Genomic DNA, 14,216 nt, shown 5'->3' with positions numbered 1-14,216 from the left:
CGCGCATCTATGCGATCGTCACATCAGGAGACAAATACACATCCTGAATCGTGTGGAAAAGCTTCACCCCTTCCTCAAACGGACGCTGAAACGCTTTTCGCCCCGAAATCAATCCGGTGCCTCCAGCCCGTTTGTTAATTACCGCAGTACGCACGGCTTCGGCAAAGTCATTCTTACCGGAAGCGCCACCAGAGTTAATTAATCCAGCCCGACCTGCATAGCAATTAAGCACTTGATAGCGTGTGAGATCAATCGGATGATCGGTCGTTAGCTCACTATAGACTCGCTTATCTGTTTTGCCATAGCTATGTCCAGTAGCATCAGCTACTGCACCATACCCGTTATTTAGTTCCGGGAGTTTTTGTTTGATAATATCCGCCTCGATCGTCACGCCCAAATGGTTAGCCTGCCCAGTTAAATCAGCCGCTAAATGATAGTCTTTGTCTTGTTTGAAAGCGCTATTACGCAAATAGCACCAAAGAATCGTTGCCATTCCTAACTCATGGGCATGAGCAAAAGCCTGACTAATCTCCTGAATTTGCCGAGTCGATTCCGGTGAACCAAAATAGATTGTGGCACCAATGGCCGCAGCGCCTAAGTTCCAAGCTTGTTCCACCGATGCAAACAAAACTTGATCAAACTGATTCGGATAAGTTAGCAGTTCATTGTGATTAATTTTGACAATGAACGGAATCTTGTGTGCATATTTGCGAGAGACACTGCCTAATACGCCCAAGGTCGTAGCTACCGCATTACAGCCACCTTCAATCGCCAACTTCACAATATTTTCACTGTCAAAGTAAATGGGATTTGGTGCAAACGATGCCGCAGCCGAGTGTTCAATCCCTTGATCGACTGGCAGAATCGACAAATAGCCTGTATTAGCCAACCGCCCTGTAGAATAAAGTAATTGCAGGTTTCGTAAAACTTGAGGATTGCGATCGCTTTGCACAAAGACACGATCGACAAAATCTGGACCCGGTAAATGCAGTAGATCTCTAGAAACTTTGGCTTGATATGTCAATAGATCCTCTGCTTCATGTCCTAACCACGCTTCGATCGATTGCGGAGCAGCTAATGTCGCGGTCATGATTTATTCTGCCCTTAAAAAACGACAAAGAATGTTGCTATGAAAACCAACATCTGAATGAATAATTTGGAGCTAGCCCATTTAATCAGAATGCGTTGCAACTTAACTAATGATTAAATGAGCCACTAATATCTATTGTGTAAGAAGTACCGTTCGATTGTCTAAAATTTCGGGTTTTTCTAACATCCTCAGATTGCCCTTTGCCAACCCACACGCCAATTAGGATCGAGATCCTAGTCTACAGGTCTTTGGTTGCTGAACAGAAGTATGATTCTCGTGCTGGAGCTGCTTACAGTTCTCACCCTCGCCCAAAGCAGAGGGTAACAAGAGTCCTAGCTCCCTTCTTTCTGGGGAGAAAGAGTTGGGAATAAGAGCAATTCATATCTGTGTTCAGTAACGCCATCCGTAGGTCTTTAGGTCTTTTTTTAATGACAAAGAGGGCAGGCAATACCTACCCTGCTGTATAACGATGGCTAACATCACTCTCGATCGACGCAGCGTTGATCGGCCGGACTTGAGCCAGAGCGATATGAACAAGCAGGGCAGGCGCAGCTATTCTGCTAGCAATCCCCCCATTGCCCCCGCTCCGTTCAAATTTAGAAAAGCTCAAATCTAGGAAACGTGCGATGTCTGGACAATAACAGTAATAGGTTAGCGACTCAAACCGAGGATTTATAATCCAGTTTCGCTATCGTGAGGAACGGCATTAGGGTCAACGCCCATTGGGCCCACAATATCTCTGAAGAACGTGATCTGCTGACCAAAGTCGAGCTTCTTAATCTCATCTAACAACGAGTTTGCTTCGGACGTTAACTCATAGCCTGGAGGAACGGGAACGATCGTTTGGTTATCCATCCCTTGAGCCAAGCGATACCAAAATAGCAGCTTGGTTGTATCGCTCATGGCGCCATATTCGCGGGAAATCAAGCTATTTTTACGGGCTACGAGATCGCGCTGTACCTGTAGCTGCTCATCGTGGGACATGTCCTTGACTTGGTTGAACAAGGACTCAGCAATTTCAGGTGAAACTGTACTTGCACCGGGAGCCGCTGGAGTAATAGAATCTCCCATCCCCTTGTAGACAAACCAAAAGAGTGCTAGCTGCTGATCAACATCTAAACTTTGAAATGACTGAACCAACGATGGATTAGAATCCGTTTTTGTGTATGTCACACCTATCGCCTCAATTCACTGTCGCCACCTTAGCAAGTCGTAAGTTTAATTAGAACCTGGCGAAAGACGGAACTATAAAACCTGACTACGGGCAGATTTGTAAACTAATGTCGTAATTGATAATACGATCGCGAATACCTTCTCAATCGTAAGCAATGTTGTAGAAGGCAGAGACTGAAGTTTTATTCTGGGCGATTTCTTGATGGGTTTCTTGATTAATTTACTTGATTAATTTAAATATTGGTAATGAAGCAGTTTAAAGGTTCACAGTCAAATTCGTCAGCAGACCTGAGCGAACCTGCACTTGAATTATTCGAGGAGCAGGTCTCTGAGTCAAGCGTTGAATCAATGCATCAGGAAAGTAGTTCCATTGACGATGTAGAAAGTCAGTCGAGTAATGATGCTAGTAATTATCCTAGCGATATGGCTGAAGGCTTCATTGAGTTTACCACTTCAGATTCCTCTACTAGTAAAGCGATCGTTTCTCGCTATTTTGATTTGCTCAACACTGGAGATTTTCAGGCAACGGCGGCTCTTTTTGCCGAAGAGGGTGTCCTCGATCCACCCTTTGATTCTCCAGTGGTTGGACAGAAGGCAATCGTCCAGTATTTAGAAACCGAAGCCAAAGGGTTACAGCTTTTTCCTAATCGCTATCGTCGTGAAGCCCAGGAAGACGGCACGGAAGAATATCAGGTTGGAGGCAGGGTGCAAACGCCACTGTTTAGCATCAATATCGGTTGGAAGTTTGTCTTAAACTCAGCAGCAGAAATTCTGTTGGTGAAAGTAAAACTACTGGCGTCGTTAGAGGAACTGCTGAAATTAAAATCCTAATATCCATTTTTCATCTTACTGCATCATCCTCACCCCACCGTCTGCCCTCCCTAGAAAGAGAAGTTAGGAGGGAGCAGGATAGGGTGCAACTAGATAGAGAGGTTGTAATAGAGAGGTTGTATAAGCTTGTCATCTTCAAGTTATTGATGGCGCAATTTGCCCCAATCGATTGCGATCGTAGTGTGTGTACCAGTTTTTCAATTAGTCTTTCAGTAGAGTAGACATCGGCAAAAAGTATCGCCAGAAGGTTCAGATTCCCTCTCTTCGCCAACTGTGCAAGCAATCCCTTTACGACTTGGTCATAACGGGCGATCATGGGGACACTTAATCTGGTTTACGGATGGAGGCTGTTGAATGACTGCTGCTGCAACACGATCAATCGATTGGGACTCCCTAGTGGCTGCGTTAGGGGAGATTGAAATTATTCGAGATCCAGTTCAGGTTGCCAGGCTATCTAAAGACTACTACAGCTATAGTCCGCTTCTGCGGGCAGATCTCGATGATAAAGTAGCCGATTTGGTTGTACGTCCTGCCAACGAAGCAGAGGTAATGAAAGCAGCGGCGGTTTGTGTTCAGCATCGTGTTCCGGTCACGATTCGCGGGGCGGGAACGGGCAACTATGGGCAATGTGTGCCATTGCGGGGCGGGGTCGTGCTGGATTTAACTAAGCTGCAAGCGGTAAAGTGGGTAAAACCAGGCATGGCACGGGTTGAAGCGGGTGTAAAGTTGGCAGCCTTGGACAAGCAAACACGAGAAATGGGTTGGGAAATTCGCATGGCTCCTTCTACCTACCGTACTGCGACGATCGGCGGCTTTATTGGCGGCGGCAGTGGTGGCATCGGCTCCATTACCTATGGACAATTGCGCGATCGTGGAAATCTGTTGGCGTTGCGCGTTGTGACGATGGAAGACGAACCTCAAGTCATTGAACTACGCGGTGACGACGTTTACAAAGTGGCCCACGCTTGGGGGACAAACGGCATTATCACAGAACTAGAAATCCCACTGGGCCCAGCCTATCCCTGGACAGAATTAGTTGCCACCTTTCCCGATTTCATGACCGCTGCTCGGTTTGGGCAAGCGTTAGGGGATGCCGATGGCATTGTCAAGAAACTCATCTGCATCTGCGCTGCCCCCATTTCTGATTATTTTGCGGCCCTGCGCACCATGATTCCAGTGGGTAGTCACTGCGCTCTACTGATGGTAGCTGAACCTTGTCTCGAACCATTTGGAGAACTGCTGAAGGAATTTGGTGGCACAATTTGCTATCAAAAATCGGCGCAGGAGTCCGGCAAAGGTGTAGCCATTGGCGAGTTTACCTGGAATCACACCACCCTTCACGCCCGCAGTGTCGATCCAAGCCTGACTTATCTACAAACCCTATTTCCTGCCGACAAAGATCTGAAGCTGGTAGAGCACATGTATCACCACTTTGGCGATGAAGTGATGATGCATCTGGAGTTCATTCGGGTTAACGGGGTCGTGCTACCGGCTGCCCTGCAACTTGTGCGCTACACTACAGCCGATCGCCTTTACGAAATCATTCACTATCACGAAGACAACGGGGCCTTCATTGCTAACCCCCATACCTACATCATTGAAGATGGCGGACGCAAAGTGATGGACCCAGCACAGATGCAGTTTAAAGCAATGGTCGATCCCTATGGCTTGCTAAACCCTGGCAAAATTCGAGCTTGGGAACAACAGCAGTAGCCTTGCTAATTTGGATTTCTATGAATTTCTGTAACAACTCGGCGATAATGGTAAGGAATGCCGAGCTTTGATTGACACACCTTGGGAATTGATCTTCGTAGTTATGTTTATCTGGACAGTTTGCAACCCCAGCACGCTGCCTATTTGGGAACGCAAGCCTTGGGATTTTTACCCTTACCAGGAGATTCTTCGTTGTGGATTGAAATTTCGCCTGGCATTGAAATCAATCGCCTGATGGACATCGCCCTCAAAGCAGCGGCAGTCCGTCCAGGGGTGTTGATCATTGAGCGGTTGTATGGTCTGCTGGAAATCCATGCTAGTCGTCAAAGCGATACATTGGCAGCCGGGCGAGCCGTTTTGGCGGCGATCGATGCTCGTCCAGCAGATTGCATTAAACCCCGTGTCGTGTCTAGTCAAATCATTCGCAATATCGACGCCCACCACACCCAACTGATTAACCGCACCCGTAAAGGTAATATGATTTTGGCGGGGCAAAGTCTATACGTCCTGGAAGTGGAACCAGCCGCCTATGCCTCGCTGGCAGCCAACGAAGCCGAAAAAGCTGCCTTAATCAATATTCTGCATGTGTCAGCCGTGGGCAGCTTTGGGCGGCTGTTTTTGGGCGGCGAAGAGCGGGATATCATTGCTGGATCACGAGCAGCATTAGAATCAATCGAAAATAGTGCAGGACGAGAAAGCAATATTGGCGGTCGTATGGAGTGATCTGACAACAGATGAATAGGCTGGAATAATCTTTAGGTTTCTGGAACCTGGAATGGATGGATTTGGAGCACAAAATTGTCCTATCCATGTTTCCTACGTCCCATTTCCTAACGACTTCCCAACACCAATGCCGGGCACTCCTCAGGCGTTAATTTTAGATACCGATTGCATTCATCTTGGCTGAGTTGCCGCAAGCTGCGATCGCGGGCCAGTTTCAACAGCATTTCCCACGTAGCTGCCCACAGATGCACTTTTCCATCTTTGGTTAACGTGGCTAGGTATTGACTATCAGGGCTGAAAAACACCTGTGAAATGGATGCAGCCTCTGCACCAGAACGATTAGGCATCAATTCAGCTTGTATTAAGCCTGTCTGAGCACTCCACAGTTGAGCGATGCCACTCGCACTCGCCGTTGCAATCAGGGTTCCATCTGGACTAAATGCAGCGTCCAACAGCGCTGGTTGATGTCCATTCAATGAAAGCTGTTGTTCTCCAGTGCGAACGTCAAACACGCGAGCGATACCATCCCAACTCGCACTGACAAGTTGCTGACTATCTGCACTAAAACTGACACTGCTAACCGAATCAGGATGGGGAATTGTTTTTTGTAACCTTCCTGATGAAACATGCCAAATTCGCACAGTTTGATCCCAACTTGCGGACGCGACCCACTGTCCGTCTGGACTAAACCGCGCTTGTTGCACCGTCGCTTGATGCCCCTGCCAAATGTGCAGCGATCGCCCCGACTGCACGTCCCACAACCGCACGGTAAAATCATCGGCAAGACCCAACAAAAATCGATTGTCTGAACTAAACGAAAGGTGTCGTAGGGTAATCGGCTCTAGTGATGGTGATGGGGCGGCAAGCGATCGCGTGGGTGCTGGCAACGAAGGAGCGGAGGTAGGCTCGAAGCTAGTGAATTGCAGGGTTGGGATGGACTCTAAGGTGACTGTGTCCAGCCTTGAGTTACGGTCAGGAAACATTCGCCGATTCTGAATGCGATGCAGTAGTGTGGTGGACTGATTGGCTTCAATCTGAAAAATTTCAATCCATCCTTCCGGAGTAGCAGTGGCTAGTAGGCGTCCATCAGCACTTAGCGTGACGCTGCTCAACGATTGCTGGGCGTTAGGTGCTATCTGAATAGATGTAACGGTGTGCATCGAGTGTGCCATTGAAGCCGTAGTAATTGGTGGGGACGATTGGCGTGGATCAGTGGAAGGTGGAGCGCCTGTCGTAGAAATCTTGGCTGGTATAGAACCAATAGTTTGATGAGAAGTGATTGCAAACCCGTGAAAGGGGCGAGTTAAAAGTGCCAGAACTTGCTGCCCAAAGCCTTGTGATGGCGCAGTGGTTGTCGCAACGATCGAATTTGCAAATTGAGCAGGTGGTGACAAGACCAACGGGTCAGCAACTATTTGCCACCGTTGCAGTCGCCCTGAAGCAGACACTGTAACCAAATTCACTAGTGCTTTCTCTGCTTTGACCACCTTGTCTGGAGAAAGTGGTTGATTGAATTGACCAACTTCACGATTGCTCAAAATAGCCGAATGAGATGCGAGGATTGAATCATTGTGAGACGCTTTCTGATCCAATAAGTTCTGATTTTTAGGCGGCAATAGGGCGGTTGGCGATGAAAAGGGGGTAGTAGAAACGGGTTGTATGGACGCAGGTGCATTTTCCAGAAATGTTGCCCATTCAATGGCTGCGTCTGGCAACTGAATGGTCGGTAATTCTCCGCCTGTTTCGGCTGCCCACAACCGCACTAGACCATCAGCACTCGCTGTAGCAATGTAGGTTCCGTCTGGGCTAAATTGCAGTGCTTCTACAGGCTTGTTGTGCCCTGGTAAGGTACCGATTCTCTCTCCTGTTTGTGTATTCCATAGATAAACACTATGAGAATCGCTAGGTTTTGCTGTATTAGGTTTTGCTGTCGCCAATATGGTTCCAGTAGGATTAAAGCTCAGTAAATCTCTAGGAGCCTGGAGTGCAGGAGTTATTTCTGGTTTATTCGCCGCTTCAAGTGCAGTTTCAATCCTAGAATTAGTTACGGTATCAGAACCATGGACAGGTGTAAGAGTGTGCCACAATTTTCCAGAGTTCAAATTCCAAAGTTGAAGACGATAATCAGCGTCCGCTATCGCTAAGATAGATTCGGTAGGGCTAAATTGTAGCTGAGTAATGGGAACTGGAAGCTGGGATGTTGGTGAAGCATCAGGAGGTTTTAGTGTCTTCACCTGGTGTCCAGTAGCAATGTTCCAAAGATGTGCCTCTCCCTTCATATCAGCGATTGCCACCCACTGACCAGAAGGACTAATCACGGCATGATTGATGGTTGTGGGATGGGTCAACGTTGCGGCTTTTTCTACCGTTAGTTTATGGTTCGCTTGGGGCAATAATTGCCAAAGCTGGAGCGTGCGATCGGAACTAGACGAGAGCAGATAGCGTCCATCCGTAGTGAACTGAATGGCTGTTTGGGTTTGAGTGATATGGGCATTAGGAATCCGAGTCACCAACTGGCCGGTAGACACCTGCCAAATAGAAATCGATCGATCTTCATGAGCGGTCGCAATCCATTGACCATTTGGGCTAAAGATTGCTTGCGTTACAATAGACGGGGCCGTTAGCTGTAACCTAGCCGAGTTTAACTCAGAGTTCGACTCAATAGACTCAACAGAAGGTGCTATCGAAGATTCAACAGACCAAATTTTAACCGTTGCTGAATCTTTGGCGATCGCCGCAATCAATCGACTATCTGGACTAAAACGAACCGATACTACGTCTACCGCTGCCTCGCTCGTCTGAGTGCAGTTTAAGTTTTGACATGGTTCTACTCCTCTGTCTGAATAACCATGAGAGTCAGGTCTGTGTCCAGAAGTAGACCACAACAAAACTCGGCTTGGTTCCAGGCTGGTGTTGTAAATTGTTTGAGGGTGAATAGCCCAAAGGCGAATCGTGCCATCCGCGCTGGCGGTTGCCAGATAGCGCTGATTCGGGCTAAAGGTAATCTGATGAACGCCCCCGGTGTGTCCGGATAGTTCTAGTTGTAATCGCAGGGCTTGCAAGGCGGCGCGCAAACTGGACTGCGCTTCTACATTACCTCTCCCTTGTTCAGCCGCTAAGCGGCTCACTAGCAACGCAGACATTGGATCGCTATTGGTTTCTTGCAGAATGGACTGAGCGATCGCGGCTCGTTCGCGTGAAGTCGCCGTTTGCAACTGTTGTACTCGTTCAGCTTGTGATTCCACAGACTTGTAATACTGGCTAAATACAATTGTTAGGGCGGCTAGTAACACAGAAGGAACCGCAATTTGTAGTTGCCAAGATTCTCGTCTGGCCTGTCGAGATTCTTCTCGGCTGACGGTAATAAACTTTTGCGCCAGCGTAGACAGTTCATTTTCACAGTTTTTTAATAGGTCTTCGGCGTCTTCCAACCGTAACCCCGAAAGCAAATAATCGCCAGCGGGTGGCTGTCCGGCTCTATCCCATTCTTGGGCCGATTGTTCAACCCTGCGCGATCGTCGTAATGTTTCTCGATGTTCTGTTAACCAAGTCCGTAAGAGTGACCAATTACGAATTAACGCTTCGTGAACAACATCTACATCTTGATTAGTGACAATCAGTTTAGCCTTCACTAACTTTTCCAACACTCGATCAACTAACTCAGTCGGATAAGCTGGACTGATGAGTTCTGATTTTGCGACTCGGCGGCGTGTGTCTTCGGTTCCATCTCCCAGTTGAGTTAAAGCCAGAAAGATGCGCTTGGCAATGGCTTGTTCAGGTTCTGTTAAGCTGTAAAACACATCAGTGGCTCGTTTTTGTAGGGTGCCGCGCACGCCTCCTAGTTCTTGATACGCTTCTAAGGTCAATCGAGCGATCGAGCCTGTTGAATTAACTCGTCGGCGTTGCCATAGTTCCAATAGCGTGTACTGCAACAGTGGCAGTTCTCCGGGTGCACCCGAAATATCGAGCAGCATGGTATATACCAAGTTTGGCTCACACACCAGTCCTGCCTTTTGAGCCGGACGTACGATCGTTGCTTTAATCTGCTCATATTTCAGCGGCATTACCATGAGTTGGTGGTGTTCAATTTGGCTGGCTAATCCTTCATAGAGCAAACATTTGGGTAAAAAATCCGTGCGCAGCACAATCACCAAGCTGAGGCAATCTTTGGCAAGCTCAGCCGCTCCTAGCAAGCAATTAAAAAATTGTTGGCGTTCCTGTTCTGCCTCCGAGCCTTGAGATAGGGTAAACACCTCTTCAAATTGGTCAACAACCAGCAATAAGCGCGATCGTTCTCGTACATTCAATTCAGACGACGTAGAGTGAATTGGTAGACTGGCCCGTACCAGTTGCGCTAGCCCATTACCACCGTCTTGTAAGAATTCCTCGGCTCGGCGCAGTTGTTCAGCCCGTTCTAAATCTGAAGCTGCGGCATCGATGAAGGTGGCGGCCAAACCTTTGAGCGGATGTCGAGTTGGAGTGATGAACTTGATGCGCCAACGATCGTCTCCTGTCGCGGTTTTCTCTCGTCGCAGCCGCGTTAGCATGCCGGCTCGCACCAATGAAGACTTACCGATGCCTGATGCCCCAACAACGGCTACAAAGCGATCGGCTTTGAGTTTGGTGATGAGGGTTTCGGTTAGATCTTCTCGTCCAAAGAAAAAATCAGCATGTGCTTCATCAAACGATTCCAAGCCTCGATAAGGGCAAATGTCTGTAGATTTAATGACGGTTGGGGTAGCTGTAGGTAAACCCGTCTGCCGAGTCAAGACAATCTCACTTCCTGAACTTTCAAATAATGGCTGTTGAATTTCACCCTTGAGGGCATGATTCACATAGTCAGTCAAAGAGTGATTGGTGACAATTCCCGATTCAACCCGGCGCGGTTCCAAGCCAGTGAGAATGGCTTGCGTGAAAACACTGTAGGGACTGTCTAATGATTCAAATGCGGTTTCGTACTCCCTAGAAGCTGCCATGAACAGGCGATCGATGCCCGACTGTGCCCCCGGATCAGCTTCTAAAAAGTTCAGCAATTCACCGCTGTGGCAACAATCCAACATAATAATGCGTTGTCGAACAGGGCTTTCTTGTAGTAACCGCCGCAGCCAAAATAGCGATAATCCATAGAACCCCTTATCGGGGTGAGAATCACTCAAAGCTAGATAGCCTTCTTGGATACCTGCTTCTCGCTGAAGCCCATGGCCCGAAAAGTAAAACAATGCCGTCTGTGGACAGTGATTGCCTTTTGGTTTGAACAAATTGATCAGGGCAGTTTCTAATTCGCGCAGTGTCACCTGCGTTTTTTGACCTACCGCTGTTTTGCCAGCTTGAATAACTTCTGGCACACGATGCACCCGAAACTCGCCTTGGGATTGCAGCATTTGGGCGATCGCTTCCGCATCTCTAGCTGGTGCTTTTAAGTTCGGCAGAGATTGATAAGTATTAATTCCGACCACCAAGGCATCCCGCACAATTCACTTACCCCTTTGTATTGAAATCAACGATTGAGGACAAAAATAAGGGCCGATGAATAATTGTTAGAACTAGCGTATTAAATTGATTGACTTAAAAAAATTGGATTCTCTGAAGACAGAGCAATCGCCTGTCAAAGTCCCCCAACTCATGGCTAGCTGTTGTTAGGGAAAACTAGAAGATTCTTGCAATCAACGAACGATTTCGCGTCTGCCCTCGATAAAAGTCAGTGTGAATCTGCGAGTTCATTTGAGCCTCGCTAAAGATTACGCACCGAATGGAAGCGTAGAGACTGAGTTTCCTCTCGTTAAAATTCAGAGAGGTAGATTGCCATCAGCGTCTCGCTTAAAAATGGTCTTTCACCGCTTCTAAACTTCAATGAAGATCAACAATTGCTCTTGCATTAAATTTTTGAGAAGGAACAACTTCTAAAATGAAAATAACCAAACTTTTACACTCTGTACAAGGGGGTGAAAACCCTTATTTAAACAGTGGGTTTTAGTTGAGAGAAACTACTTGCAATACGCTTAAATAACAAACATGAATTGTATTTAATTTCTCCGTTGAAATACGATGATTGGTAGGAGAAAAAATAGGATTTCCCAGTTTTTACTTAAGAGGAAATTCTGAACTTTGGCAGTGATCTCGGTCGCTTTCTACTCGACCTCAGTAAGATTACAGTTTCTTTACAATGATTTTTTAGTTTTTTTTAAAGTAAAGATAGATTGGAATAAAGTTCTTTAGTCTCGTCTTGTGTAAGACTAGATCGAGTGTTACTTCTAATCCAGATTAAGCAGGCATGGCTGATTAGGATGAGTGAACTGAGGGGTGCTTATATTCCTTAACTTGTAGCATCTATGAAGAGAGTGCTTACTGATTTTAATCAAACCGAATTACTAGACTAGAGTAATGCAGCCTGGTTTTTACGCGGAAACGATCTGGCCAATTTGGGCAACTATGCTGAGGCACTGGACAGTTTCGATCGTGCGATCGCCTTACAGCCAAATGATACGGCAGCCTGGGTGTTTCGGGCAGTCATGCTAATTCACCTAGAGCAGTATTCAGAAGCCTTGGAAAGCTGCGATCGAGCGATTGCAATTAGCCCAGACTATTCAGAAGCCTGGACGTTTCGGGGGGTTGCTCTGCACCGCTTGGGGCGCTATCAAGAAGCTTATGCCAGTTACGATCGCGCGGTGGGTCAGGACTATCTGTCTCCAAAAGCTAGAATCAGACGCTGGCTTAAGCAGCAATTTGAGTCGCTCCGGCAAGCATGGGTTAATAGATAGCCTACTGACATCTGAAACTGATACCTGAGTGTGAGGGCTACCCGTTATCAATTGAACCCGATCGATCGGAGGATTGATAGAATAATCGCAGTCGAGTTTGTAGACTCCATCGCGAGTCAAATGCGCCTATCGAAACGATCTACGGTCATCTTCAGGGCTTGAAGCCTAGCCAAATCAAGCAGTTACAGCGGCTCTATCACCAGCGATTGCCAGGCGATCGCATCACTACGTTCGAGTTTGCCCAGCGTTTGGCTGCCATCAGTACCGATATAAATCAGCCTGTCTGTGCGTATGTCAATCGGCGTGGACAGGTGATTCGGGTCGGTGTAGGAACAGTTCGCCAAACCCAAATTCCACCCCTGGAATTGCCGCGCTATGGGGCAGAACGCTTGAGCGGTATTCGCTGCATTGCGACCCAACTGAAATCAGAAGCGCCCAGTGATGCCGTCCTCACTGCCATGGTCCTTCAGCGACTTGATGCATTGGTGACTCTTACTCTCTCAGGAGGGGGGTTTGAGCGACGAGGCGGCGGTGCAACCGGATATGTGAAGCAAACCTATTTAGCGCACTTGGTTCCGCATCCAGAAGTAACCTGGACGGTTTCTCCTCCCCTTAATCTGGATGTGTTGTCTCAGCAAGACTTTCTCGCTCTTGTAGAGGGCTTGGAAGAAGAATTTCGACGAGAGTATGTTGCCCAACAGATTAGCTCTGAGCACGATCGCGTGCTACTGGTGGGGTTAATGACCAATCATTTATCGGCTCAGCGCTTCCAGGATGGATTGTTGGAAGTGGCGCGACTCGTGGAAACGGCGGGCGGCGAAGTGCTTCAGGTGTTACGACAAAAGCGCCCGGCTCCCCATCCTCAAACCGTGGTAGGCGAAGGCAAAGTTCAGGAAATTGCCCTGGCTGCTCAAACAGTTGGTGCAAATTTAATTGTGTTCGATCGCGATTTGTCTCCGGCTCAGGTACGCAACTTGGAAATGCAGATTGGTCTTCGAGTCGTCGATCGGACGGAGGTCATTTTAGATATTTTTGCGCAACGGGCTCAATCTGGGGCGGGAAAATTACAGGTAGAACTAGCACAGTTGGAATATATGCTGCCGCGGCTAGCAGGACGGGGACGGGCTATGTCTCGATTGGGGGGTGGAATTGGCACACGGGGGCCCGGTGAAACCAAATTGGAAACCGAACGCCGCGCCATTCAACGACGGATTTCGCGGTTGCAACAAGAAGTGAATCAACTGCAAGCGCATCGATCGCGGCTGCGACAACAGCGGCAACATCAAGAAGTGCCCTCGATTGCGATTGTGGGCTATACCAATGCTGGCAAATCTACCCTACTGAATGTGCTGACTAATGCAGAGGTTTACACTGCCGATCAGCTATTCGCGACGCTTGATCCCACCACTCGGCGACTGACAATTACCAATGCCGAAACTCACAAGCCATTATCAATTGTCCTCACAGATACAGTCGGCTTCATTCATGATTTGCCGCCTTCGCTGATGGATGCGTTCCGTGCCACTTTAGAAGAAGTCACCGAAGCAGATGCGTTAATGCATGTGGTGGATTTATCTCACTCGGCTTGGCAAAGCCAGATTCGATCGGTGATGACGATTCTCTCGGAAATGCCCGTCACACCTGGCCCGGCGCTGTTGGTGTTTAACAAAGTTGATCAAGTAGATAGCGAAACCCTTGCCTTTGCCAAAGAAGAATATCCACAGGCGGTGTTCATTTCAGCCAGCGATCGGCTGGGGTTGGAAACCTTACGTCAACGATTGGCGCAGTTAGTACACTATGCAGTAGCGTCTAATTAATTAACTAGTTAATTGGAACCCGCTAACTGGAACCGATCGAAAAGAGGGCATTACGGATATTTCAACTTACTTGCCTAAACAGGTTTTGCTCGGGCTTCCACTGTGTCCTCT

Annotated in this window: 9 protein-coding genes; 6 read left to right on the top strand and 3 right to left on the bottom strand. The window is 47.8% G+C overall.

Going from position 1 to position 14,216, the window contains the following annotated elements:
* Positions 1-7: 7 nt before the first annotated feature.
* Positions 8-1,090 (bottom strand): class I fructose-bisphosphate aldolase, encoded by a 1,083-nt coding sequence (locus OXH18_RS17425; RefSeq protein ID WP_268608407.1) that lies wholly within the window; start codon positions 1,088-1,090, stop codon positions 8-10.
* A 469-nt stretch (positions 1,091-1,559) separates the two neighbouring features.
* On the opposite strand from OXH18_RS17425, the gene OXH18_RS17420 reads away from it, so the two are divergent.
* Entirely contained in the window at positions 1,560-1,706 is a 147-nt protein-coding gene (locus tag OXH18_RS17420) for a hypothetical protein (RefSeq protein ID WP_268608406.1), read from the top strand.
* A 56-nt stretch (positions 1,707-1,762) separates the two neighbouring features.
* On the opposite strand, the gene OXH18_RS17415 is transcribed toward OXH18_RS17420, so the two are convergent.
* A complete protein-coding gene (locus OXH18_RS17415) occupies positions 1,763-2,263 on the bottom strand; it encodes an orange carotenoid protein N-terminal domain-containing protein (protein ID WP_268608404.1) in 501 nt (166 codons plus the stop codon).
* 348 nt (positions 2,264-2,611) lie between these two features.
* On the opposite strand from OXH18_RS17415, the gene OXH18_RS17410 reads away from it, so the two are divergent.
* From OXH18_RS17410 to OXH18_RS17400, 3 genes are all read left to right on the top strand, one after another.
* The gene (locus OXH18_RS17410) at positions 2,612-3,094 is read left to right on the top strand and encodes a ketosteroid isomerase family protein (protein WP_268608402.1); all 483 of its coding nucleotides are present in this window, start codon (positions 2,612-2,614) and stop codon (positions 3,092-3,094) included.
* A 354-nt stretch (positions 3,095-3,448) separates the two neighbouring features.
* Positions 3,449-4,807, top strand: a complete 1,359-nt coding sequence (locus tag OXH18_RS17405) for an FAD-binding oxidoreductase (RefSeq protein WP_268608400.1) — start codon at positions 3,449-3,451, stop codon at positions 4,805-4,807.
* A gap of 81 nt (positions 4,808-4,888) precedes the next feature.
* Complete coding sequence (locus OXH18_RS17400) at positions 4,889-5,530, top strand: hypothetical protein (protein WP_268608398.1); 642 nt, start codon at positions 4,889-4,891, stop codon at positions 5,528-5,530.
* Positions 5,531-5,637: 107 nt separating this feature from the next.
* Here the strand turns inward: OXH18_RS17400 and OXH18_RS17395 are convergent, their stop codons facing one another.
* Entirely contained in the window at positions 5,638-11,001 is a 5,364-nt protein-coding gene (locus OXH18_RS17395) for an nSTAND1 domain-containing NTPase (protein ID WP_268608397.1), read from the bottom strand.
* Positions 11,002-11,949: 948 nt separating this feature from the next.
* Between OXH18_RS17395 and OXH18_RS17390 the strand changes: the two genes are divergently transcribed.
* Positions 11,950-12,288 (top strand): tetratricopeptide repeat protein, encoded by a 339-nt coding sequence (locus tag OXH18_RS17390; RefSeq protein ID WP_268608395.1) that lies wholly within the window; start codon positions 11,950-11,952, stop codon positions 12,286-12,288.
* 128 nt (positions 12,289-12,416) lie between these two features.
* On the top strand, positions 12,417-14,105 hold the full coding sequence (gene hflX / locus OXH18_RS17385; RefSeq protein ID WP_315874750.1) for a GTPase HflX: 1,689 nt from the start codon (positions 12,417-12,419) through the stop codon (positions 14,103-14,105).
* Positions 14,106-14,216: the final 111 nt, after the last annotated feature.

The sequence above is a fragment of the Thermocoleostomius sinensis A174 genome, from assembly GCF_026802175.1.
In the GTDB taxonomy this organism is placed as follows: domain Bacteria; phylum Cyanobacteriota; class Cyanobacteriia; order Elainellales; family Elainellaceae; genus Thermocoleostomius; species Thermocoleostomius sinensis.
Note: the sequence above shows the minus strand (reverse complement) of the source record. Positions and strands in the feature narration are given on the sequence as shown.

Bases quoted from the DNA above. Each gene is read 5' to 3' on its own strand.
- OXH18_RS17410 (WP_268608402.1), top strand. From the start codon at position 2,612: ATGCATCAGGAAAGTAGTTCCATTGACGATGTAGAAAGTCAGTCGAGT.
- OXH18_RS17420 (WP_268608406.1), top strand. From the start codon at position 1,560: ATGGCTAACATCACTCTCGATCGACGCAGCGTTGATCGGCCGGACTTG.
- OXH18_RS17405 (WP_268608400.1), top strand. From the start codon at position 3,449: ATGACTGCTGCTGCAACACGATCAATCGATTGGGACTCCCTAGTGGCT.
- OXH18_RS17425 (WP_268608407.1), bottom strand. From the start codon at position 1,090: ATGACCGCGACATTAGCTGCTCCGCAATCGATCGAAGCGTGGTTAGGA.